Raw genomic sequence first — 23,769 nt, forward strand, 5'->3', positions numbered from 1 at the left:
GATTTACATCTGCCATGTTGATTTACGTTTTTCAGAGTGATCGAGCGGTTCATTAATGCAGGCATGAGAAATCGCCCAGAATGCATCGGCATGTCCGGTTAACTCGCTGCGCTCTGCTTTGAAGGTCATGTTGTTACCGCTATTGGTGGTCGCTCGCTTGATGGCCATGAATGCCATGGCGATATCTTTGTGTTCGGCATCAAATTGAATGCGGTTGGCTTCGACCACATCTATCATCTTCATCACCAACCGGTTCTTACTCTCATTGCTGTATTGAATAGCCACGGTTTCACGTGGGTGTTTCTTGTTAATCAGGTCATAGACACCCGCGCCAATGCCCGTTGTATCGATACCCAAATAGCTCACGTTATAACGTTCAAATACCTTTGAGACTTGCTGCGCCTGATACTGAAAGTTCAACCCTCGCCAGTAGTGCTTTTCAAGTACTCTGAATTTTTCAACGGCAACAATGGGCGGTGCTACGACAACTAAACAAGCATTGTCTCGAGTTCGGCTTGGGTCGTACCCTAGCCAAACTTCACGGCGATCGAAGGGGTCTTTGTCATTGGGCTTGAAGTCTTGCCACCGACTAATGTCTACCATGGCTTTTTCAAGGGCTGAGAACTTGAAGACGGAGCTGGCGCCATCAACGAAAATACACATAAACAGGTTATCGAAATCGTCTTTGCTGTATTCGTCGCGCAGTTCATCAATATCAAAAAGCTCACAACCACCTGCAGCTGCATCTTCAATCGTGACTACGTAACGCCACTGCTTATCCGGGCAAAGTCGACCGCCGTTTCGATATTCGTCAAAGATAGGAAACTCAATATTGGCGCGAGTATCACGACCTCTACGCCATTGGTCACCGGTCCAAAATGTATAAGCCTGGTGCGTTTTTGCGGAAGGGGTCGAGAAGTAGGTTTTACGCCAGTTCTTATGGGTCGCCATGGCTGACGCAAGTTTGTTGAGTTCATCAAATTTCGGGATCCAGAAATACTCATCCACATAAACGTGGCCATGATAACTTTGCGCGGTTTTTGAGTTGGTCGATAGAAAGCGTAGCTCGGCACCGTTAGACAGAATGATCGGGTTGCCCGTCAATTCAACACCTAAGAACTCTTCACCAATCGCAATAATGTAGCTTCTAAAAACTTCTGCCTGTGCACGAGAAGCGGACAAGAAGATCTGGTTGTCGCCAGTCAAAATCGCATCTTCTAACGCTTCACCACTGAAGTAATAGGTGGCGCCAATCTGACGGGACTTAAGAATATTACGCGTGCGTTGGTGCAGGTTGTTACGCATCGTGTGCTGATATTCGAAGAGCGATTCATGCCAGGTCGCGAAGTTCTCTTTGGTCAGCTCTGCAATGTTGTTCTTCTTTTTGCTCTTCTTTTTCTGCTTGTCGTCAGACTTATTAGAACGTGAGCTTTTACCGTTAGTTTTAGCTACAGGTTCAGTTTCGTTAGATGAGTGTTTCTCTTCAACTGGCTGAGCTTGAGCATGGAATTTTTTAAGTTGTACGTGGTGCTTGATGAGCCTATCAAGCATGTCGAGCTGGCCTTTGGTTGGGTTTTCCAGTTCAAGCAGGGTTTCAATTCTACGCGCTATCGATTCATCAATCGTTTGCTCGCGCAACATATCACGCCATCCAAATTTGTCAGCCCAGTGATAAATGATTCTGGTGCTGTTCAAACCTAGTTCGGAAGCGATTTCATTGGGCGTCCAAGCCTTTAAATAAAGGGAACGGGCCGCGTGTCGTGTTTCAGGAGAATATGCCATGAACCAATCATACGCCGAGGTAACAGCCTAAATTGCATAGCAAAATTCGGATGGGTTCGGATACGTCCTGTATCCGAATTGGTCGGAATTGAAGTGGCTGAAACAGGTAAATCAAAGGCGTATTGTGAAGACCTGAAGCACCTAACTGACAAATTAATACTAGGTAAAAAACTCAAATGGCAAAAACCAGTGATTGGAAAATTGTAGCAACAGAAGGGCCGACGGTTGATGGTCGTAAGATCACCCGAGAATGGCTCATGCAGATTGCAGAAAATTATGCCTTGAGTGAATACACCGCTTTGATTTGGCCTGAACACAAACGCTTTGCTGGTTACGGAAGTAACTGGGGCAAAGTGCTTGCGGTAAAAGCTGAAGAAGTGGATGGGAAAATGCGCTTGTTTGCCAAACTTGAACACAATCAATATCTACTTGAAGCCAATAAGCTTGGGCAGAAGCTGTTTACCTCCATAGAACCAAACCCAGACTATAAAGGGCAAGGAAAGTGCTACCTGATGGGATTAGCCGTGACCGATTCCCCTGCGTCGTCGGGTGTTTCATTACTTCAGTTTTCGCGACAAGAAGGTCAAACCACAGAGCTGAGTTGCAGCCAACTGGAAGAAATCAGCCTTGATGAATGTTACTCAAAAACAGACCGATTCTTTGCCTTGTGTAATGCCTTTTTCAATTCTGGTGATGAACAACCAGAGCCACAACCTGATCCTGAACCAGAGGAAGAAGAAGTGACCGAAGAACAATTCAAAGCTGCGATGAAAGAGCAGTTCGGCATTATGAAAGGTGAGCTAAAGGATGAACTCAAACAAGAGTTTAACCTGCAAACGCAAACACCTAACGAACCCGAAGCCAAACCCGAAGGTGAAGTTCAAACGTTCTCTTTGGAGCAGTTCTCTAGTGAATTAGAGAAGCAGCTTGCTCCTGTAGCCGAGAAAGTACAAAACCTTGAAACCCAGTTCGCAGAGCTAAAGCAAGAAAAGCCAGGTCAAAAGCCAGGTGAAGAAGGCAATGGCGGCGAATCAACTGTGGAGGTCGTGTAAATGCTCAATGCAGTATCGACTCAATTTTTAGATGAATATTGCCAAGCCGTAGCAAAAGCGGGCGGTGTTTTAGATGCGTCTAAGCAATTCAACATCACGCCTGTGATGGAAACGAAGCTTCGCCAAGCCATTGTTGAATCTGACTCTTTCTTAAACCGTATTTCGAACATCTCGGTTGACCAAATTAAAGGTCAAGTGATCGATGTGGGTGACAGTGGTTTACTGACAGGTCGAGTTAAAGACGGTCGATTCATGGGCTCTCTTGACCAAAGCGGCAATACCTACGAGCTAACCGAAACGGACTCAGGCGCCCATATCAACTGGATTACGATGACAATCTGGGCGAACTCGGGTGGCAAAGGTCAGTGGATGAAGCTGATGAATAACGCCATCACGCGTAATTTTGCCTTAGATAAGCTGCGTATTGGTTTCCACGGTACTTCGATTGCTGGTGAGAGTACTGACCCCAAAGCTAACCCTATGGGGCAAGACGTAAATAAGGGGTGGTTACAGTTAGCGAAAGAAAAGGCCCCAGCTCAAGTCCTTCCTGCTGCCAAGCTTGATTCAACAGGCGTAACTGTTGGGGCGTATAAAAACCTCGATTCGCTAGTGAATGATTTAATCAATACAACTATTCATGAGGTTCACCAAGGTGACCCTGACTTAGTCGTACTGATTGGCCGCAACTTAGTGGCTGCAGAGCAGCATCGCTTATTGGAATCCGCGGAAGTACCGACTGAGCATAAAGCAGCTCAAAGCTTAGCGAAGACCGTTGCAGGTAAAACGGTGTATACACCGCCATTTTTCCCACCAAATATGATTTGGGTAACGAACTTAACCAACCTGCAGATCCTGACTCAAAAGGGTACGCAGTGGCGTAAGTCTCGCAATGAAGAAGACCGTAAGCGCTTCGAAACGTCATATCTTCGCCAAGAAGGTTATGCCGTGGGCAACTACAACAAGTTTGCAGCTATCGAAGACGTAACTGTTGTTGAACCAGTACCAGCGTAAGGGTGAATCATGGCAAGTCCATTAGCTAAGTTACGCCAAGAAGCATTGGCAAAACAGCAAAAGAAATCGACACCTGAGAAGCAGTTTGTCGCTAACCCAAACAGTTTACACCTGCTTCTAGCTGAACTCGAAAGTGATTTGAAGGTGCTTAAAACCTTCAATCGAACGGATGAAAAGGTTAACCACAAGCGTGAAGTTTTGGTCCCTAAATACCGTGAAGCGATTGAAGCTTACCTTGCTGGTGACGAGCAGTTCGATAACCCGTTATTTACTCAAATGGTAATTTGGCTCTTCGATATCGAAGATCTAGAAACCGCCATTGAGTGGTGTGACATTGCTATCGAACGCGGGTTAGATACTCCTGAGCGATTCAAGCGAGACTTTGCCACATTCTGCGCTGATGAAGTGTTGGCTTGGTCAGAGCGTATGGCGGGTAAAGGCCAATCCATTGAACCGTATTTCTCCCTGGTGTTTGAGAAAGTGACCAACGAGTGGAGCATCAACGAAAAGCCCACGGCGAAATGGTTGAAGTTCGCAGGTTTGTATCTACTTCGTAACGATGAAGGTAAGCCTCATGCGGCTTCTGTCGGTGATATTGAAACACTTCAGAAAGCTCGTACACACCTTGAAGATGCGCATGAGCAATACAGTGCCATTGGTGTTGGAACCATGATCGATAACATCGACCAACGTATTCGAGCATTAGAGAATGGCGACAACCTCTAATTAACAGCTCCTAAGCCGTCGCGCCTCGGCTGACGAGGAATAACAAGTGATTTATCCCCCTGTTTATTCCGTCGAATCAGTGGCTAGAGGCGCACCTATTTAAAAGGGATTAAGCATGTTTACGGGTTCTTCAGATGCGCGTTATCAAGATACTGAAATCACTAATGATGGTTTCTGGCCCAACTTAAACGTCGGTGATTTTGAAAAGCGTAGGGGAATACCAGCAGCGCAAGATCCTGATCGCATCACGATTGCTTTAGTGAATGCAATGGCAGAAGTGAACAGAGCTCTCGCAAAATTAAAGACACAGTATCTAGAGCAAGGTTATGGGAGTGCAGCTGATGTACCAGTAACCCCCATTGTAAATGGGAAAAACCGCTTAGTGATTCAGTATGAATCTGCGGTTAATTCGAGGGCTAAAGCTGATCTACTTCCAGATATTGCAACGGTTCATACCAAAGATAAAGGCGACCACCTCGCTGATAGATCAACAGACACACGTGACGACCTAATGGCAGAAAGCCAACGAGTGATTAGAAATATGCTGGGTGTTTCTCGTTCGTCGGCTGCTTTGTTGTGAAAGGAACTGCGATGAGTACTCAGTATCAAGCCGGTTACAAGTTACGAGACTTAAACGCATTTTTATCCAGTGTAGTGGGCGACAAGATAGCCAAGCGCATGGAATGTGAAATGGGCAAGGTGGAATTGAAACTGGAAACGAAGCACATGGGGCAAGGTTTCGACCTGCTTTATCAACGTTATGTTGCTGACTTTTACTTCGATAAGTTTCCTTTTAAAGAATATGACCCAGCGGTGTTGTTCGCGAATGTTGGAGCTTGGTTGATGGATAACGATTCAGGCCGTTTCCGCATTGAAGACCTAGACGACCCAGACGTCGACATAGTGCTAGAAGATGAGAGCAACGCCGAAGTGCTGATCTCAGTCATTTTTGAAGAACCTGTCAAAGTGAAGGCAGATCCAAGCGGACCAATCTATTGGAATGGTCAACGCTGGAAGATTGAAGAGTATGAGATTTGGCAAGCGGAAAGACTATCAAATGTAGTTATTCGGAATGCTTGAGATACGGGCCGATAAGCGTAGCTACCTGCGAGTTCAAGAGCAGTTCGAGCTACTAAAACTTAATAAAAAAGCCAGATCTAGAGTGCTGAAAGAGCTTGGTAAATACATCACCAAGACGACCAAAAAGAACATTCGAGCGCAGCGTGACCCAGACGGCACTCCTTGGGCGAAGCGTAAGAAAGGTCGAAAGAAAATGCTTAGGGGCTTTACCAAGCGGCTAAAGCATTTTCAAAAAGACAATAACCGGACTCTGGTTGTTGGTTGGCCATCAAGACGAGGTTCCGTTGCGTTGGCTCACCATACTGGTGAAGCAGAGCAAAGCGGACTGCAGCAGAGGTTCAAGCAGGCAAAGAAAGCCAAAGAGCCAAAGAAAACAGACCCGGCAACGAGAGAACAGGCGAAAGAGCTACGCGATTTAGGTTTTAGGCTACCGCCTCAAGGACGGCAGAAACGAGGCAAAAAGCCGACGTTAAAGTTTATTACTCAAAACATGACGGTGGCAGAGGTCGCCAAACTGATTAGCGACTTGGAAAACAAGCAGCCTGCTCGTAAGTGGGCAGTCGATAGAAAAGAACGCCGGTTGATAGGCATCAGCCCCAAACGGGCAGCAATGATTATCAAGCGCGAACTGAAACGAAACAGGAGCAACTAAACATGGCATGGCCTACCGTCATTATTAACATTCTAAACATGATGCGCGGACCTATTCCGGGCGTTGAATTTCACTTTCTGTTTGTTGTGTACGGCACCGTTGCGGGCTCTGAGCGCAACCTAATCATGGTAGACAACACCACAGACTTTGCTGATAGCACGTTCGATAACATCGACCCAGTGCACATGCTCACACTAAAAGCGGCCCAGTTAAACGGGAAACAAAACTGGACTGCAGGTGTGATCGTTTTAGACCCTGCAGACAGTTGGCAAGCCGCAGCTTTTAAAGCCAATGAAACATCGAGCTTCGAAGCTGTTGTGCTTGATAAACCCGATACTGGCACATCAACCCTAGAAGCCGCTGTAGCTTTCCGAACTGAACTCAAAGCCAAGTTAGGTCGTGAGGTGCTCATGATCTGCACCTTGCCGGGTATCAATGATGATTCGGTGTCAGGTGAAACGTGGGCGCAGTGGTTGGCAGCAACAGTCGCGGTACCAAAAAGCATCGCAAGTGAGTACATCACCGTTGTTCCTCAAGTCCACAAAGAAAACTCAACGGTAGGTATCTACGCAGGCCGCTTGGCAAACCAAGAAGTATCGATCGCAGATTCCCCGGCACGAGTAAAAACAGGCAGCGTACTGGGTAGCATGGCTCTGGCAACGGATAAAGACGGCAAGCCTTTGGAGCTGGCAACCCTTAAAGCACTGGAAGCGGCTCGAATTGCTGTTCCAATGTGGTACCCAGATTATCCAGGGCAGTATTGGACGACTGGCCGCACCTTAGATGTACCGGGTGGTGACTTTCAAGATGCTCGCCATATCCGCGTCGCGATGAAAGCCGCGCGTAAAGTTCGTGTACGTGCGATTGCTCGAATTGCTGACCGTGAATTCAACTCGACACCAGGCAGTGAAGCAAGTGCCAAGCTCTATTTCACTCAAGACCTGCGCGAAATGGCAGTGGTAAAAAAAATCGGAGACTACGAGTTTCCTGGTGAAATCAAACCGCCACAAGATGAAGACATCACTATCACTTGGGTTAACAGTGAAGAAGTGGAAATTTTGCTCGCGGTTACGCCTTATGAATGCCCAGTGAAAATTACCATCGGCATCATGCTCAACAAACGACTAGGAGAGTAATCAATGCATTCTCGTTATACAGGTCGAAGCTTCGACGTAAACATGCTGGGTGTTCTGGTTCATGTGGAATCAGCAACCGCCACCATCAATGATGAATCAGCCGTTGATAAAGAGCGTGGTATCCCAACGGGGTTTACTCACGGCGCTGTTGGCTGTGAAGTGGAATATGAGTTGGACTTGAACAACTTTCGTAAGTTGCAGCAAAAGGCACGTGAAGCAGGTAGCTGGCGTGGTATCAAACCTCACGATTGCATGTTCTATGCAAATACGGGTGACGACGAAGATAAAGTAGAGCTATTCGGTGTGAAGCTACAGATTGCAGATTTGTTAAGCATTGACCCTAACAGCAGTGACAAGACCAAGCGCAAGCTGAAAGGCTTTGTGACAAGTCCGCTCTTTGTTCGCATCAATGGTATTTCATACCTAAGCAAAGACGACACTCGCGGTCTTCTTTAAGCCTAACTAGAGAGATAACGAATGCCGGATTTTATCGACCATGCCAGTAGTAATGAAGCCAAATTCACCGAAATGGCAATTGCAAGCCAACTTAAACGGTCAGTGCAGACAGGCCAACAAGAAAGCGCGAAAGAGTGCTACGAGTGTGGCGATGAAATCCCAGAAGCGCGTCGAGTTGCTATAGCGGGGTGTCGTTACTGTGCATCTTGCCAAGCAGAGCGGGAGTAACGGAATGAAAGACTGGTACGACAAAATAACCAGCGGAATTGCTTACCTAATGTCACTGGCAGGTATGACTTTCAGCAAACTGACATTTGAGCAGTGGTACTTCATCTTATCGCTTGTCATTGGTCTGGCAGCTCTAGGGTTGAATTACTGGCATAAACGAGCGATGCAGCGTATTGCAAGCGAAAAAGGAGTGGCACTAAGTGAAACTGACTAAACGAATTATTTGTTCTGTCGCTGCTGTGATCGGTTTGGTTACAGGTGGTGTGACACTGAACAGTTCAGAACGCCCAACTGGTACCGTGACGATTTCAGGTGTGCAAGTAGGCGAGCTAAGAACTAGCCCAATTGGTTTGGAAATTATCGGTGATGCAGAGGGGTGCCGACAAGACCTGTACACATGCCCTGCAGGACTGGCAACTAATGGCATTGGTAACACTCACGATGTAAATGACCAAGTGGTGTCTTTGGAGCAAGTTGCAACCGACTGGGTGAAGAACTTGCAGCAAGCTGAACAATGTATCAGTCGTGCAGAGGCAGATTCTGGCAAACAGATGTCGCAAGGTCAGTTCGATGCATTCACTTCTTTTAGCTTTAACACTGGCTGTACTCGATTTATGCGAAATCGTGATGGTAGTGAAACGCAGATTTATCGCTTCATCAAACAGGGCGACTTTACGAAAGCCTGTCATGAGTTGCCAAGGTGGGTTTATGGCGGTGGTGTGAAGTTGAAAGGTTTAATTGACCGTAGGGATAAAGAGCATGATCGCTGCCTTTCCATTCAAAAACATCAAATGGGTTAAGTGGCTATTTATTGCTGCAGTGGGGGTTGCCATGGTGTCGATGTGGTTAATGTTGAAAGCAAGCAAGTCTGAGCAGGCCGCTTTAAGGGCACGTTTAGATAATGCGTTATCAACTAATCAAGTTAGCCAAGCAACCATTGACACACTCACCCAAGAAAACAGTGATGCAAATCAGTTACTGGTAGATAGAACAAGGCTGCACAGCACTATAGAGGGAAAGCTCAATGAAGACATTGAAATGCTTCGACGTCAATTGGCCGATGATGAGTGTTATCAAGAGCCTTGGCCTAGTGATGTTGCTAACAGGTTGCGCGAACCGTACTGAGTTGATTGCAACTCAAGTCGTCGTCAAGTTACCTCCTGCTGGGCTGATTGTTCCGTGTCATAAACCAGAAATTAAAGGTACTAGCCCGTTAATAACTGCTAGTGAAGATGTACCCAAACTAAAAGCGGCCCTGAGTAAATGCGCACAGCAGGCCGAAGATTATTTGCAATGGCGTGCCAAGCACGAACAAACCAAGAGAGAAGAAAATGACTAAACCTGCTTTCACATCAAAACCTGTAGTAGTGGCTATCGGTGGTACTGAATTCGAATTCACTCCAACGGTGCAAGATGCGAACAACCATACCAATGACATGATGCCGAATAACAAAGTGGCTCCTGCATACACGTATTTGACTCGCACTGTTAAACCAGAGCAGAAAGATGCGCTGATCGAGTTACTTGATAGCGTGCCCGGTCTAACCATTGAGCTGTTCGCAACGGTGAGTAATGCCTCTAAAGGTGGCATTGAAATCTCACTAAAAAAATAACTGATAGGGCAAAGCGGATTGAAGATAACCCACTTGAACAAGCCTTTGCCCTGCGTCGTCATTTTCTACCCAACGAACCAGACGATGAACAAAGTTTAAGCCGCGCTATCTGGCTGGATAAACACCAGTTCGAACGCGAAGAAAGAGCAGTAATGAGCGCAATTAGCCGATTGTTCAGTAAATAGTAGAAGTAAAGAGCGGGTAAGCATTACGCAATGAGTATGGAAAAGCTATTGATGCACGTGGCACTGGTTGATCAAATAACCAAGCCACTGCAAGGCATTACCAAGCAAGTGCAATCTTCCATGGAAGCAGGCAAACAAGGCATGCAGAACATGGCGACAGGTGGCGCGGGTTTGGTTGCAACTGGCTTTGCTATTCAAAACGCGTTGATGCCTGCGATTGAAATGGACAGAAAGTTGGGCGAAGTGAAATCACTGGGTGTACTGGATGAGGATCTTACCCAGCTTTCAAAAACGGCACTCTGGACATCGGTTCAATATGGTAAGTCGGCGACAGATATTGTCGGTGCCTCATACGATATTAAATCGGCATTTGGTGATATTAGCGGTGCTGAGCTTTCAGATATTACCAAAAGCTCGGCAGTACTCGCGGCCGCAACCAAAGCTGACACGGCCACCATTACCAATTACATGGGCACTATGTACGGCATATTTAAAGATAGTGCCGATGAAATGGGAACTGGGATTTGGTCTAAGCAAGTCGCTGGCATGACCGCTCAATCTGTTGAGATGTTCAAGACTACGGGCGCAGGCATGAGTAGTGCTTTTACCAGTGTTGGAGCGAATGCAACGGCGGCAGGTATTGCCATGGAAGAGCAAATGGCGATTCTTGGTAAGTTACAAGCGACAATGAGTGGCAGCGAAGCGGGTACTAAGTATCGCGCTTTCTTGGGTGGGGTAGCAAAGGCTCAAGATGAACTAGGGCTCAGTTTTACGGATAGTCACGGCAATATGCTTCCAATGCTGGATATCCTTGAAAAGCTCAAAGGTCAGTATGGCGATACGCTTAGCGTAGCGGAATCGGCAGAGCTAGATAAAGCGTTTGGCACAAAAGAAGCCACAGCCATGATCAAGTTACTCATGGCTGATACCGAGGGGTTAGCAGGGAGCATTGAAACACTTGGCCAAGTACAGGGCATGTCAAAAGCTGAACAGATGGCAAGCGACATGACCGACCAATGGGAACGCTTGCAAGCCGTTTGGTTTGCCGTTCGCGCAGCCGTGTTTGGTGCCATTCTTCCATCTATCAATGCAGTTGTTGGTTCGATGGCTGACGGGTTGATGAAGGTTGTCGGTTGGACAGACGAGTTTCCTTTTCTCGCCGAGATTCTGGGTTATGTCGCAATTGCAGGTTTATCCCTTGGTGGTGTGGTGGCAACACTGTCACTCGCAATGGGAATCGGACAAATGATGTCTGCAGGTTGGGCTGTCACATTGGCTAGCTTAAACGGCATCATGAAGTTACTGCGTGTCAGTGCGATGGCAAGCACTGCCGCCGCTTGGTTGTTCAACGCAGCGTTATGGGCGAACCCAATCACTTGGGTGGTGGCGGGTATTGCGCTACTCATTGGTGGACTTGCAGCGGCAATTTATTGGTGGGACGACTTAACCGCCGCATTCAAAGACGCTTCTTGGTTTGATGTGATAGCAGGAGCAATTGAGGGGCTTGTTGATTTACTCAATATGATCCCTGGTGTTGATATTGAGCTGGGTAGCAAGATCGAAACACCGGAGGTAAGCGCCGCGGTGGAAGCTGAGCGCCATGCACCTAAGTCAATTGAAGCGGTGCCGTTCGACGCTCCTGAAATTGCATTTACAAATTCAGAGCCTCATCCCGCTGTTGATATGGCAAACAATCCGTCACTAGTGCCTGATAGGCAAGAAGTACCAACGTCTAACGGTGGCAGCATTGCTGACTATAAACAGCCGGGCACAATGCCAACGCTACCGCCTAATATGGTTCAGAACGTCACGACTACACATAAACCGCAAGGTAGCAACATGACTTCATACGGTGACGTTTACATTACTGCGCCGAACGGAGTTACACCAGACCAATTAGCTGAATGGGATGAACTCAATGCCGGATAGCGATTTGTCAGAAAGCAAAAAATACATCGACATCAAAGTGATTGATGGTGGTTGGAATATGGACGCGGGCCAACAGCCTGCCGAGTGCAGCGATTTATACAGTATCGCGCAAGATATCAAACACGCCATTATGGAGTCAGGTTTGGTGCGTCAATTGGTAGCGGAGCGTAACCCTGCCTTGCGCAGTGATGTAATGGTGCAGATAGAGCAGTTAGCCGAGCGTGATGTGAGAGTCGTTCCTGGCACTGCCACCGCAACAGAATTGGAAGCGGGTGACATCACCTTAACCGCAACCGCTTATGAATATGGTGATCTAGAACTTTCTGTCGGAGGTAACGGGGCATGAGCAAACGACCAAGTGCAAACTTTATCAAGATTTTAAGTGAGTCGGGTGTACCGGTTACCGAAGATGAATTCGAGGCCAAACTAAAACTAGAAGTGGTAGGCGCTGGCAGCAAGGTGTCTAACGACTCTGAAATGTCACCGTTTTGGCGATGGGTTCGCGCAGCCGTGGTTACCCCATGTGTATGGCTAATCAGAACATTATTAGCCGAACACGTCATGCCGAATATGTTTGTAGCGACAGCAGAGCGTTGGGCCTTGGAATTGAAAGCTTGGGATCATGACATTGAGCCGAAAGACGCTGAGAAAACACAAGGCAATATCACTTTAACTAAGGTGAACGCTGCTGATGCCGTAACGATAGATGCGGGTAAGGTGGTGCAAACCCTGCCGATTGATGGTGTGGTGTATAAAGTTCGAGTGCTTGCTGAAACCGTGATTGAAGCTGGTCAGCTAACGGGCAAAGTATTGGTTGAAGCATTCGAAGCTGGCGCAGCTTTTAATTTACCTGCTGGTTACTTCAATATCATTCCAGAAGAGATCCCTGGCATTGTCGATGCGGTTAACGAACCTGACTGGATAACCCAATTAGGCGCAGATGCTGAAAGCAATGAAGAACTGGCACTGCGCATTCAGAACGCTTTCACCAGTTCAGGAGAGTGGCATATTGATGATGTTTACCGTTCCATTATTTCCAGTGTTGCCGGGATTCGTAGCGATAACATCTATTTCAACAATACAGGTGAAGTGGAACCGGGTACTGCAGAAGCGTTGATCTTGATGGAAGTCGGAGCAACACCACAGCCCGTTCTTGACCAGTTAAATGACCACGTTATGGCTAAAGGGCATCACGGCCATGGTGACGTGCTGACTTGTAAAGCCATTCCAGATACTGAGCACGACGTGATTGCCGATGTTGTCTTGGTGGCGAACTTGGACGAAGCAACCAAAGTTAACGAACTGTTGGAAGTCGAAGACCGTATCAGGGCGGCATTTCGAGAGACGGCAGCTTATCCTGAAATGACCCGCGCCAAACCTGAAAGCCGCTTTAGCCTTTCTCTGCTTGGTACTGAGATCCACACCAATATGGCGCAAGTCGAGTCTGTAAAGTTCACCGTAGGCGGGAAGGTTCAAGAGGATATTATCAGCGACCTAGATCAACCACGTTTGAAAACGCTAACGGTAAGGTCGTAAGCCATGTCTGAACCTCAAAGCGATAACCAAGAGCAACATGCACCAAAGTTACCGGAAACGGTAGTTCCATGGTGGCAAGACGGAAGCACCACGTCGGAAGAAATCAAAGAGCCGCACTTTCTATCAAAAGGCGTGTTCGCATTCTTCCAAATGGTTTGGAGTTGGTTGCTGTTCCCGCTTCGCCAAATGGATGCACTGACATGCAGCGAAAACACCTTGGAGTTAATGGCGTGGGATAGAGACATCAAACGCTTTGAGGGGGAGCAGCTTTCGTTGTTTCGTAAACGAGTGAAATACGCTGCTGTGAATGCCAAAGACGCAGGCAGCGTTGCAGGGTTTAAGCGAATTTTTGAAAGATTGGGCATTGGTATCGTTGCGTTTAAAGAGCGTGAAGATGCAGTGCAGTGGGATGTTTGCACTATTGAGCTAACAGATGGTGATATTTCCAATAACACCAAGTTGGTTCAAGCACTGATTGAACAGTATGGCCGGACGTGTCGCCGTTACCGCTTTCAAGTGACGTTCCTGACAACCTTAACCGTTGCCAGTGGTGAGTTCTCACACAATTTCAGCCTGTTTTTAGCAGAGACTAAACAAGCCGTTGAAATGAATGTAAAACCACAGCCAATTGAACATCAACAACAAGTCTTTATTGCCAGCCTTTAGGTTGCGACCTTTGATCGGTATCGAGGAGGTACCCAATGAGCCAAACGGCAATCCCGCTCGAATTTGAGCGTTACCTGCAAAATCAGATAAGTGTCGGTAATGCTCCTGACATGAACGAAATGATTTTTGCGCACATTCCGGGGTTAGACCCAAGCCAGGCAATTAACCGTGGAAATGGTTTGCCTGATGTTTCGCTATGGGTTCACCAACAAGACATAGACCAAGTGGGCAAACTTGGTGACAACGCACTGGCATATTCAGTTGTGATCCCCGGTACCGTTGCTGAGTTCACCTTTAACGCGATTTATCTACGTGACAAGAATGTGCCTAGTTCTTGCGGAATGGTGGTGCACAAAGCCGAAGAAACCAAAGAAAACGGAATGGCTAGCACAAAGTCATTGGTGCAAGCCTATGACGGAGCCGCGAAAATCGCTGGAATTACCGTTGATGCTTCGACTTGGCAGATTGACTATCAAGCACGTTTGAAAGGTATTGAAGAAGACCACCGTTTGGCCTGCTTAGATAACTACGGTCACACGGCATTTGTTGATGGGTTTGATGTGACTCAAGAAGCTGACCCGAACAAATACAAAGTGACTCCTGGTGTTGTTTATATCGGTGGTTTACGTGGTGTGTTATCGGGAGAAGTGCTGCAAACCATCACCACTAACCCCAACGGTTTATACGTGGATGTCGTTCGCCAAGGTGCTGCGCTTTCAGTATGGGAAAACAAAGTCACCATTGCAGTTTCTGATACTGAGCTGACCGATTACGTGGACGGCAACGGTGATCAGCACTATGTCGCAAAACTAGCTGGAATTAATGCCGACGGTTCAGTGGTTGATTGGCGGGTCAAAGGTGGCTTGGATGAGCATGAATTGGTTTCGCAGTTTATGCCATATAACCCAGAGCGAATTTACACAACTGGTGAGATTTGCTATTCCAGAGACCAAGCAACTGGCGAATTGAGTTATTGGCAATGGTATTCCAATATCGAGTCATTGGCGGGTAAGTCACCATTATTAGAAGCTAATCGACATGTTGGCTGGTCAGATAACACCAAGCCGTTCTATTGGGTACCGTACACTGGCGATCAGGTTGGTATGCCGTTTTATTGGTTGGATACCTCTGCGCCAGAATGGGCGGTTATGGAAATCAATGTCGATCTACCGATAGCTGTTTACTGGCGTTTAGCTCGTCGTTATCCGCATCTAGTCAGTGGTGACACAATTAACACGGGTGAAATTCGTGGTGAGTTCTTGCGTGTTCTTGATCAAGGCCGAGGGGTTGATAGTAATCGTCAGATTGGATCTTATCAGGCTGGTACAAAAATAGCGGGTGAAGTTGGAATTACGTCAAGTGCTAATGGTCACACGATACACAATATCGACAACGTATTTGGTGATCCTCTTTACGAGTCGACATCACAATTTGATTCGGGTATTCAGTACTACGGCAGCAACTTACTTTACGCCCAAGGAATTGCATCATACTGGCGCACTGTACGTCCACGTAACGTCGCGCGACCAATAGCCATAGCGATTTAAGGTGATTAATATGAAAGATAAGATTTACTATCCAATAGATAATAAAACTCAAGAAGTACTAAACCCAGTAAAAGCTGAATATCGCGGTGGCTTGTATCACATACCTAAAGATGCCTTGGAGTCTGAACCTTTACCACCAAAGCAAGGTTTTGCTGTTGTTGCTGTTTTGGATGAATCAGGCAAGGCTATTGATTCTGAATACATCGAAGACCATCGTGGAAAAACGATTTACGATGAGTCAGATTGTATAAATTCAGAGTCGGTTTTTGAGCTAGGGCTAATCAAAGCTGGTTTCACGATAGAGCAGCCGTCAACCCAATTTGACGAATGGATTAACGGCATTTGGGTAACCAACAAAAGCAACAAATACATTGCTGAATACGACCAAGTGGATAGTGCCCGTCGAGCTGCTTATCGAGAAGTTAGTGATCCTCTATACATGGAAGCATGGCACAAAGAGTCTAAAGGATTAGTTGATGAAGCGGCAGCGTTCAGACAACAAGCTGATGCTGCAGTAGAGCTAATCCAAGCCGAAAACCCTTGGCCGACTCCGCCAGAGGTCTAATGTATGTGGAAACAATCCCCACTAAGTTGGCCTAACAGTTCACAAGCAATTCAAACCAGTGCCGAGCAGGTAACAGACCAAATCGGCACAACGATGAATGATGCAGTTAGCCGCTTAACTAACCTTGAAAGTGACGCCAGTTATGGGCGTCACTCTTTAAGTGAAGGTGCAAGTGCGTTACTTGGGTTACGTGGTGATCTTGAATCTTTGTTGAGAACAGGCACTGTACTAACCGCCACTCCTTACCAGTTTCAAGTGGGTACCAAGTTGGATTCGGGTTGTTACCTGAACCCACAGGCAGCAGTCAAAGTGCTATCTGGCAAACTCCGTGATCATGCTGACAAGTACCGACCTTCACCCAAAATAAATGGCGGCAATCTTCATTGTGTCGCACTTATGGTGACAGCTTCACAATTAGCACAGTTCACTAATCAGTTGGCGGATCTTGTTTCCGTGTTTCCTTTACCAGATTGGTGTCAGGTGGCTAGGCAAACTAAGGCACTAGTGAACAATGAAACCGATAAGCTTCACCAATCTGCTGCAATCGTCCAGCCTCGCTTCAAACCTATGGCGAAACTCAATGCCAATCCATTGCATGACGCTTTGCATTGGCAGGGGGCACAAATCGCCACGCTCGAATCGTTAGCTGATGATGCAAACCATGTGATCGGTAAGTTGCAGGCACTGGCAGCAAAACGAGCCAGTAAGTTGGGCGATGTCAAAGCCCAGATAAATGCACTTAAAGACCTAAAGGGTAGTGTTTTCGCTTTTTCTGTTTCTGGTAGTGCTGAAAGCATCGCAACGCAGATTAGCCAAGCAGGTGCGCCAAACAATCATCAATTCACCGTGGCGAGTCTATTGCTTAGCCATGAACCCATGACCTTTTTTGAGGAACTTCTTTGTTAAAGAAAGTTTTGGTAGGAGATAAGTTATGTTAGCTCTCGATGGTGTGCCGGTTAACTTGGATTCGATGAAAGTTGAAATGTCGATGGAGTTAAAAGACCAAGACATGAGCGGTCAATCATCGGGTACCGATACGGCAGAGCAAGGCGATAAAGGCAAGAAGCTGACCTTCAGTGGCCGTATTCCTTTCACTCGTATAGATACACTTACTCAGTTGTACTCGTTTGCTTCAGATAAAGATGAAACCAACACTCGCCGCGTTTATCGAATCGGTAGTGACATCGCGCTAGCACTCAAGATTCGCAATGTGAAATTTACTGGCCGTATCAATGCGAGAGAGCATGAAACCTTACAGGCTTGGAACGTCTCCTTTGAGTTGCGAGAGCACAACAGTGTGGCAGAGCAAAAAGAGCAACGTGCCAAAGAGCAAACCAAACCAGAACAACGAGAAAATACACGACTAAAACAGGCACTGAATAACGCAGAGGAAGCAACGAAATGAAGCTAGAGAAACGCCTGTTTATCAGTGGTGAAGAAGTTAAATTGGTGAGCAACATGGTGAGCCTAAAGCTATCACTAGGCAGTGTTGCTATCTTCGAAGTTGAAAGCAAGGCAAAGCCAGAGCAGTTTGCGTCTGTACGTTTTGATATTGGTTATGAGAACAAAACCGCCCCTTGGTTTGAAGGGTACATCGACAAAGTTCAACCTGCGGCCAATGGCTACCATAAGATTACGGTTAAAGGATTGGCTGGCATTTTGTCTAAACGTTGGGCTGTCAGCTTAGAGCATCCAACCGCAGAGCAGGTGTTCGACACCCTTTCAGGTTTAACAGGGCTTGAGTTCAACTTGCCTGATGCGGATTACATCAAAACCACCATTCCAAACTTTGTTAGCCAGGGAACGGGCTATCAATGTTTAGAACAAGTCGCCAAGGCGTTCTCTATTCCTGATTGTGTTTGGTTTCAACATACTGATCAGGTGGTTTACTTCGGTTCGTATCAAGATAGTCACTTCCACAATAAACCGATGGCACTACCGGAAGAGTTCACCAGTCGTCAAAGTGGTAACAGTGTCACTTTTATTCCATTCCCAATGCTTAGGCCGGGTAGAGCCATGAACGATAAGCGCGTCAATCGAGTTGATTTAATTCAAGACGAAATGACCGCATATTGGAAGGCTGAGCAATCCGAAGTTCCACCAAAGAAACGTGAAACGCTGCAGAACTTCCCTGAGTTGGCGGCGGGATTTCATTTGCCAAAGTTTGGCCGTGTTGAGGCGGTAAGAGACACCGCAACAGCAGGGCAGGTCACAGACCCATTTCGCCCAAGGTATGCGGTAGATGTTCAGGTGTTAGATGAAGACTTAAATCCAGATAGTAACGTGCCTGTTTATCGCTCTATCCCATTGCCCGTTCACATGAGTGGACATGAATCCGGCTTGATGGCTTACCCACTTGAGGGAACGCTTGTCGAAATCGCCTTTGCATATGGCAGAAACGACAGGCCTATCATTCGTGGTATTTATGGCCGTGAATATGCGTTGCCGTCAATAGAACCTGGGGAACAACTGCAGCAGCAACGTGAAGAGGTTAGCAACCGAATTGATGCAGCAGGAAACACCACCCAGAAAACCGACCAAACGCAAAACCAAAAAGCATTCGAAAAGCTAGACCAAGCGGAGCGCTATCGCGGCGAATTTGGTCAGCAGCATATCTTGGTTGATGAGCACAGCATTGAAGAAGTAGTCGGCAAAAAGCTGATTGAAGCACTCGGCGCAATAAACCTAATTGCTGGTGATGACATCGTTCTCGGCAGCTTGGGCAACATGCAGACAGCTACCGCGGGCGAATTGGTGGAGACGATTGGTAAAGTCCGCCGAAGCATTGCTGCAGAACACCAATGGCTACAAGCGCCCAAAACATGGATTGGCTCAAAAGAAGAGAACGTGCTGATTTTGCTGTCTGAACTTATGCTGGTAGTGAAAGAACTCGCGGACACATTGGCCAGCCATACACATAGTGGTGTAATGGCTGGCCCTGCAACGACCAAAGCCCCAGTTCAAGCGAGTGATATTAGTGGTCATGGCTCGGACAGTTCAGTACTGAAGGGAAGGCTCAACCCAATTACACAAATAAGTTAATCAGTTTCTAGTTGCTTTTTAAGCTCTAGGACTAACTGCTCAATAGGCTTCTTATTGTTACCTTCCAATTTAGGCAAAACCGCTTGCAGTTTATCTATGGTTGTCACATATTTTTGGATAACATAGTCTCTATTACTAAGTTTCTCGAGAACATCAGTGCTTACATCTGGAAAGAATCGAGGTATGCCATCAACAATACTATCTTGAATACGTAGGTGGGCATCGTTTCCAATTTGGTAGACTTTTGAAAAAATGGCTAAGGAGTTTAGAGCACCTAGGTTTGTGTTATATATTGTGTTTTCACCTGTTAATAAGAATAAGTTGATGTAAAGGTCTTCCTTCATGAATATGCAGAATGCATCTCGAGAATCTTGAGTGAGCGGTTGTATGTTAGCAAAACGTCTGAGTTCATCGGTGATATCACATAAAGCTAATATACATGACAGCCCCCGAGATATGTTAAAGAAGCGGTAAGCAGCTATAGTACCCACGCCATAGCTCCCAGGAATATCGTTTTCTTTCAATCGTGAACCTAATGTATTGGCCCAAAGATTAAGGCATGCAGTGAACTTCAGCAAAGCATCTTTCTTATCTACTTTTTCAGTTGATAATACAGTCGCATATTTGACTACATCAGCCATAATTGATTCTATAGTTTGTAAGCTGTTGTGGTTCTCTGTTTGGGATGAAAAATCGAATTCGCAATGAGAAAGGTTATTATTTGGAAATAATGCAGCGTACGTGCGTGTGCGCTCGGGAAATACGTATATACCCCGGAATCGCTCTTCTGTTTCAATTCTGTCTAGTAACTTATTAAAAAGTTCAAAGTGGGCTTCATATTTTTGGAACGTAAGCATTTCATTTTGTTGTGCCCACATTTTTTGCTGCTTCTTTTCATGTTCTTCACGCTTTTTGCTTTCTTCAGCTAGTTCTTTTCGTTGTTTTGATTCTTCAACTTTCCGTTCTTCGTTCTCTTTTTTTTGTTCTGCACGAAGTTGGGTGTGTTGATTAATTAAGAAACCAAGAGTAAGAATGGTACCGGATGCTGCGAACCAAGTTGCTAAATCACCTGACTCATGTGTTTTAAGAATCAGTGCGTCGGCAGCGTGTAGAAGCCAATAACCTAGAAAAACACCTAGGATGCCAGCAGCCATAAAGAGTAAAGAATCTTTTAAGTTCATGGGAATAGAGAGATTGAGTTGAATAATTGGATATTACACTATATGCAACGATATTAAACGTTTGACACCGATCTTTCTCATCGTTAACCTGTAACTGCACTGGCAAAATCCAGTGTCGGGATTGAGACCCCGCTTTTGTATAGGGCACATTCGTGTCAGCTTTTGCTGGCCTTTTTTATGTGCGGCTTCGGCACACTTAAACATAGTGGTTTTGTTTATCTATTAGGCAAAATACTCTGAATTATGGTGGGCTGGGCAAGGCAGCTTCGGCTGGCCGTTCCTATGCGCGGTAGTCTCAACCTTGTTCAGTTCACCACCCGAAGATTGAGACCTTCTTGTGGTGATTTAGAAAATCGCATAGGAGGCCATCATGCCTAATACAACTTCCCTTACCCTGACTGTATCTGATCTTGTCTTTAACCAAGGCGAGCAAATCCGCACGACCTCGTTGAAAATCGCCGAGGCATTTAACAAGCAGCATAAAGACGTTTTAAAGAGGCTTGAATCCCTCGAATGTTCAGATGAATTTAACGGGCGCAATTTTGCGCTGGTTGATTATCGAGATAAAAAAGGGCAGCTTCGTAAAGCATATGAAATGACCAAAGACGGCTTCATGTTCTTGGTTATGGGTTTCACTGGTACAAAAGCTGCGCACATTAAAGAAGCATACATTAACGCATTCAACCAAATGGCTAGCCAACTCTGTAGCGCAATGCCAATACTTCCACCGTCTCAATATCAGCTGCCTGCAAGTCGATTACCAAACTTTTACGACTCGGGTTGGTTACCTGCAAAGTACGAACGCTGCCAATCAGAAACCCATTGGACTTATCACATCAAATTCCAAATTCGACCAACAGGCGGAAAGTACTGCGCTAAATTCGAACTAGGAGTAGGTGGGAAAGGTGAAACCCAACCGTGGTTCTCATCAAGCGGTGCTGAGTTTATTGATAGCGGTTTTTACCTAGAGTATCGAGACATCGAAGAGCTGTGGGAAAACGTAAGGCTAGTATTAGAAAAGTATCGAGCACATAGCCCGTATTGATAATAGGGCGGTCAAGTTCCCCCCGAACTTGACCTATCCAGACGCAGCAAGCAAAGGCGTTTGGGTTACGTGTTACTAATTAATTTACCTATTATGCATTTGCTGTGTAAACACATATTAAAGGGATGGTTATTAACTCGCTCGCAAAAAGTGGCGGCAAAAATGGCGGCATTCATTGTAGAACAACGTTATTTATGGGTATAAATCGCCACTTATTACTGTTTTTATATACATGAAAATTAGGGTAAGCTGTTGATTTGATTCTGATATTGCTTGTTTTTGTTAAGTTCTATGGAATGTCGTCACAGTCGGCTATGGACAAGCACTCAGGTGGTGTTGCTAAGTACCGTGCTGCTGAAGGTAAAACTGTTTTACTTCCGTTCCGTGGCTCTGTTCACAACACAATTTCTGACATCCTTGGTGGTGTACGTTCAACTTGTACATACGTAGGTGCAGCAAAGCTTAAAGAGCTAACTAAGCGTACGACTTTCATCCGTGTACAAGAGCAAGAGAACAACGTATTCGGTAAAGAGTAATCTGAACTGATTCGAATAGTTTGAAAATCAAGAGCCGCTAAAGCGGCTCTTTTTTTACGTGAAATTGATAAAATCAATGTCATTAAACCTGCGCGCTAATAATCTGTCTAATTTTCAGAAGACGCTGGATTTAGAATGTGACTAACAGATTTAATGATCGCAGGAACTATGATGGTTATTAGTACTAACGTGAATAATGATGCCTCAAACCAGTGCCAACCTAATATACTTGTAGTATAAAAGTAAGCGCCTAAAGAGAGTGGCAGCGTCAAATTAAACACGATTAAGACGATTAACGCAGCTCCTGCCCATACCATACCAAACTGATTCTCAAGTCCTGAAAAACCTATAGACAGATAGCACGTACCAGATATTGTAACAAGTAAAGCACTAAGGCAGCCTGATCTCATTTTGTTGCCTAGAATATTAACGAAAAAAGCAAAACTATCAGAACGCCTAATTATTTGAATTAGCATTCAAAAATTAATATTACTTTCAAATGCTATTAGTCTTTGTAAAACTCATTTATCGTCTCTTTAGTTGATTGTCACATGATTGTTTTTTCATTTGGTATCTTGAAAATAAGTTTATGCTTTGTAGTCGAAGTTTAATTCATGCCTAACATATGCTTTACAAATTCGCTGCGATCTAGAGTAACTGATTCAGGACTTTTCCCCGGCACGACCGACAGAGACACCATCGGATGTCGGTAAGGGTTCTTACAATAGCTATATCAATAGTATTGATATTTTAACTAGTGTGGTATAAGTTAATAGAAACAATACTATTGATTTTTAAATAGCTCGCCCAGTAATGAGCTTTCGCTCCACATCGTTTACTTCATGCTGAATTATTCGTTGATTGGGAAATTCGAAGGAAACAGTGCTCGTTTTGCTTCTTCATCACGTTCGGTTTTAAACTCAATGCCTTTGCCGATTTCGCGAGCACGCAGTGCAGCAGGGCGAGTGTTGATTGCGTTAAACCAGCGCTTCAAGTTCGGGTAGGGTTCTAAGCCTTCTTCACCAAGCACGACAGGTGCTTTATCAATCCAGCCCCATGCAGCGACATCGACAATCGTGTACTCATTTCCGACGATAAACTCACGACCTTCCATATGCTTCTCTAACACTTCGTAGTGACGTTGTGCTTCACGTAGGTATCGGTTCACAGCGTAGTCTAAGCCTGCTGGTGCAGCATGGCGGAAGTGTACCGATTGGCCTGAATATGGACCAAGGCCACTCGCGATAAACATCATCCAAGAGAGTAGTTCAGCTCTGTCTTCTGGCTGACCGCCAAGCTTGCCTGTTTTCTCTGAGAGATACAGAAGGATAGCGTTAGAGTCGAATACACGTTGTCCTTCATCTTCAATCGCAGGCGTTTTGCCATTTGGATTGATTAAACGATATTCCGGTGAATGCTGCTCACCCTTTAAGGTATCGACAGGAACAAGTTCAAAATCTAGGCCTGTCTCTTCCAAAAACAGAGCGATCTTCATTGGGTTTGGTGTTTGGTGAAAATAGAACTTAAGCATGGGGTAACTCCTTGTATTGGTCATTTATTAAAGCACCACTTGAACGATCGTTCAAGTGGTTGATTTTGAATTATTTGAAGATCTTCTGACTCGCATTCCAACTCTATGTGTTGAAGACCTCGTTATTTGAGCGAGGGGTAAAATCGCGCGATTCAGTGTGTTGGATTTTAAGTTGTTGAAAAAATGAGCTTAAAGTGGTTTTTTTGATTCGTTGCTTTATGCGGAGTTCGGATTTGTGATGGGTGGTTTTTGGCGGGATAGGGCGTATGA

The 23,769-nt window shown here is 45.8% G+C and carries 27 protein-coding genes and 1 pseudogene; 25 read left to right on the forward strand and 3 right to left on the reverse strand.

Annotated features, from left to right (window positions below):
- Window positions 1–3: 3 nt before the first annotated feature.
- On the reverse strand, window positions 4–1,782 hold the full coding sequence (locus tag AB4482_RS00415; RefSeq protein WP_372180352.1) for a terminase large subunit domain-containing protein: 1,779 nt from the start codon (window positions 1,780–1,782) through the stop codon (window positions 4–6).
- A 176-nt stretch (window positions 1,783–1,958) separates the two neighbouring features.
- Between AB4482_RS00415 and AB4482_RS00420 the strand changes: the two genes are divergently transcribed.
- The 23 genes from AB4482_RS00420 (at window position 1,959) to AB4482_RS00530 (ending at window position 19,206) form a co-directional block, all read left to right on the forward strand.
- Window positions 1,959–2,834 (forward strand): GPO family capsid scaffolding protein, encoded by an 876-nt coding sequence (locus AB4482_RS00420; RefSeq protein WP_372180354.1) that lies wholly within the window; start codon window positions 1,959–1,961, stop codon window positions 2,832–2,834.
- Window positions 2,835–3,845 (forward strand): phage major capsid protein, P2 family, encoded by a 1,011-nt coding sequence (locus AB4482_RS00425; protein ID WP_017071446.1) that lies wholly within the window; start codon window positions 2,835–2,837, stop codon window positions 3,843–3,845.
- A gap of 9 nt (window positions 3,846–3,854) precedes the next feature.
- Window positions 3,855–4,571, forward strand: coding sequence for a phage terminase small subunit (gpM, locus tag AB4482_RS00430; RefSeq protein ID WP_372180355.1), 717 nt, complete (start codon window positions 3,855–3,857; stop codon window positions 4,569–4,571).
- Window positions 4,572–4,686: 115 nt separating this feature from the next.
- Window positions 4,687–5,151, forward strand: coding sequence for a head completion/stabilization protein (locus AB4482_RS00435; protein WP_086051185.1), 465 nt, complete (start codon window positions 4,687–4,689; stop codon window positions 5,149–5,151).
- Between the two features lie 11 nt (window positions 5,152–5,162).
- Window positions 5,163–5,651 carry a phage tail protein gene (locus AB4482_RS00440; protein ID WP_372180357.1) on the forward strand — a complete coding sequence of 163 codons (489 nt, stop codon included), beginning with the start codon at window positions 5,163–5,165 and terminating at the stop codon, window positions 5,649–5,651.
- The gene (locus AB4482_RS00445; RefSeq protein WP_102518594.1) at window positions 5,644–6,303 is read left to right on the forward strand and encodes a phage virion morphogenesis protein; all 660 of its coding nucleotides are present in this window, start codon (window positions 5,644–5,646) and stop codon (window positions 6,301–6,303) included. The genes AB4482_RS00440 and AB4482_RS00445 overlap by 8 nt, the downstream gene beginning before the upstream one ends.
- A gap of 2 nt (window positions 6,304–6,305) precedes the next feature.
- Entirely contained in the window at window positions 6,306–7,439 is a 1,134-nt protein-coding gene (locus AB4482_RS00450) for a DUF2586 domain-containing protein (RefSeq protein ID WP_372180358.1), read from the forward strand.
- A 3-nt stretch (window positions 7,440–7,442) separates the two neighbouring features.
- Window positions 7,443–7,895: a phage protein gene (locus AB4482_RS00455; RefSeq protein ID WP_102350959.1), complete on the forward strand. Its 453-nt coding sequence runs from the start codon at window positions 7,443–7,445 to the stop codon at window positions 7,893–7,895.
- Between the two features lie 21 nt (window positions 7,896–7,916).
- Entirely contained in the window at window positions 7,917–8,123 is a 207-nt protein-coding gene (locus AB4482_RS00460) for a TraR/DksA C4-type zinc finger protein (protein WP_076653592.1), read from the forward strand.
- A 4-nt stretch (window positions 8,124–8,127) separates the two neighbouring features.
- Entirely contained in the window at window positions 8,128–8,337 is a 210-nt protein-coding gene (locus AB4482_RS00465) for an HP1 family phage holin (protein WP_132941690.1), read from the forward strand.
- Entirely contained in the window at window positions 8,324–8,923 is a 600-nt protein-coding gene (locus AB4482_RS00470) for a lysozyme (RefSeq protein WP_372180359.1), read from the forward strand. The genes AB4482_RS00465 and AB4482_RS00470 overlap by 14 nt, the downstream gene beginning before the upstream one ends.
- A 224-nt stretch (window positions 8,924–9,147) precedes the next feature.
- Window positions 9,148–9,462 carry a hypothetical protein gene (locus AB4482_RS00475; protein WP_372180361.1) on the forward strand — a complete coding sequence of 105 codons (315 nt, stop codon included), beginning with the start codon at window positions 9,148–9,150 and terminating at the stop codon, window positions 9,460–9,462.
- On the forward strand, window positions 9,455–9,736 hold the full coding sequence (locus AB4482_RS00480; RefSeq protein WP_372180362.1) for a putative phage tail assembly chaperone: 282 nt from the start codon (window positions 9,455–9,457) through the stop codon (window positions 9,734–9,736). Before AB4482_RS00475 ends, AB4482_RS00480 begins: the two co-directional genes overlap by 8 nt.
- A gap of 50 nt (window positions 9,737–9,786) precedes the next feature.
- On the forward strand, window positions 9,787–9,921 hold the full coding sequence (locus tag AB4482_RS00485; protein ID WP_372180391.1) for a DUF6890 family protein: 135 nt from the start codon (window positions 9,787–9,789) through the stop codon (window positions 9,919–9,921).
- A 30-nt stretch (window positions 9,922–9,951) separates the two neighbouring features.
- On the forward strand, window positions 9,952–11,850 hold the full coding sequence (locus AB4482_RS00490; RefSeq protein WP_372180363.1) for a phage tail tape measure protein: 1,899 nt from the start codon (window positions 9,952–9,954) through the stop codon (window positions 11,848–11,850).
- Window positions 11,831–12,196, forward strand: coding sequence for a DUF2590 family protein (locus AB4482_RS00495; RefSeq protein WP_372180365.1), 366 nt, complete (start codon window positions 11,831–11,833; stop codon window positions 12,194–12,196). Before AB4482_RS00490 ends, AB4482_RS00495 begins: the two co-directional genes overlap by 20 nt.
- The gene (locus AB4482_RS00500) at window positions 12,193–13,386 is read left to right on the forward strand and encodes a baseplate J/gp47 family protein (protein ID WP_372180366.1); all 1,194 of its coding nucleotides are present in this window, start codon (window positions 12,193–12,195) and stop codon (window positions 13,384–13,386) included. Before AB4482_RS00495 ends, AB4482_RS00500 begins: the two co-directional genes overlap by 4 nt.
- Window positions 13,387–13,389: 3 nt before the next feature.
- Entirely contained in the window at window positions 13,390–14,052 is a 663-nt protein-coding gene (locus tag AB4482_RS00505) for a phage tail protein (RefSeq protein WP_372180367.1), read from the forward strand.
- Window positions 14,053–14,087: 35 nt separating this feature from the next.
- The gene (locus AB4482_RS00510; protein WP_372180368.1) at window positions 14,088–15,599 is read left to right on the forward strand and encodes a phage tail protein; all 1,512 of its coding nucleotides are present in this window, start codon (window positions 14,088–14,090) and stop codon (window positions 15,597–15,599) included.
- Window positions 15,600–15,609: 10 nt separating this feature from the next.
- Window positions 15,610–16,164 carry a hypothetical protein gene (locus AB4482_RS00515; RefSeq protein WP_372180370.1) on the forward strand — a complete coding sequence of 185 codons (555 nt, stop codon included), beginning with the start codon at window positions 15,610–15,612 and terminating at the stop codon, window positions 16,162–16,164.
- A 3-nt stretch (window positions 16,165–16,167) separates the two neighbouring features.
- Window positions 16,168–17,070 carry a hypothetical protein gene (locus tag AB4482_RS00520; protein WP_372180371.1) on the forward strand — a complete coding sequence of 301 codons (903 nt, stop codon included), beginning with the start codon at window positions 16,168–16,170 and terminating at the stop codon, window positions 17,068–17,070.
- A 25-nt stretch (window positions 17,071–17,095) separates the two neighbouring features.
- Window positions 17,096–17,569, forward strand: a complete 474-nt coding sequence (locus tag AB4482_RS00525; protein WP_372180373.1) for a DNA-binding protein — start codon at window positions 17,096–17,098, stop codon at window positions 17,567–17,569.
- Window positions 17,566–19,206: a hypothetical protein gene (locus AB4482_RS00530; protein ID WP_372180374.1), complete on the forward strand. Its 1,641-nt coding sequence runs from the start codon at window positions 17,566–17,568 to the stop codon at window positions 19,204–19,206. Before AB4482_RS00525 ends, AB4482_RS00530 begins: the two co-directional genes overlap by 4 nt.
- Here the strand turns inward: AB4482_RS00530 and AB4482_RS00535 are convergent.
- Entirely contained in the window at window positions 19,203–20,360 is a 1,158-nt protein-coding gene (locus tag AB4482_RS00535; protein WP_372180375.1) for a hypothetical protein, read from the reverse strand. The two genes, AB4482_RS00530 and AB4482_RS00535, sit on opposite strands and share 4 nt — an antisense overlap.
- A 397-nt stretch (window positions 20,361–20,757) precedes the next feature.
- On the opposite strand from AB4482_RS00535, the gene AB4482_RS00540 reads away from it, so the two are divergent.
- Both AB4482_RS00540 and AB4482_RS00545 read left to right on the forward strand, forming a co-directional pair.
- The gene (locus AB4482_RS00540) at window positions 20,758–21,432 is read left to right on the forward strand and encodes a Rha family transcriptional regulator (protein WP_372180376.1); all 675 of its coding nucleotides are present in this window, start codon (window positions 20,758–20,760) and stop codon (window positions 21,430–21,432) included.
- Window positions 21,433–21,710: 278 nt separating this feature from the next.
- Window positions 21,711–21,968: pseudogene (locus AB4482_RS00545) on the forward strand (IMP dehydrogenase); the annotation flags it as partial.
- Between the two features lie 850 nt (window positions 21,969–22,818).
- Here AB4482_RS00545 and AB4482_RS00550 read toward each other — a convergent pair.
- Window positions 22,819–23,499 carry a glutathione S-transferase family protein gene (locus AB4482_RS00550; protein ID WP_017061920.1) on the reverse strand — a complete coding sequence of 227 codons (681 nt, stop codon included), beginning with the start codon at window positions 23,497–23,499 and terminating at the stop codon, window positions 22,819–22,821.
- Between the last annotated feature and the right edge of the window lie 270 nt (window positions 23,500–23,769).

Source organism: Vibrio sp. 10N.222.55.C7 (assembly GCF_041473335.1).
GTDB lineage: Bacteria > Pseudomonadota > Gammaproteobacteria > Enterobacterales > Vibrionaceae > Vibrio > Vibrio crassostreae_C.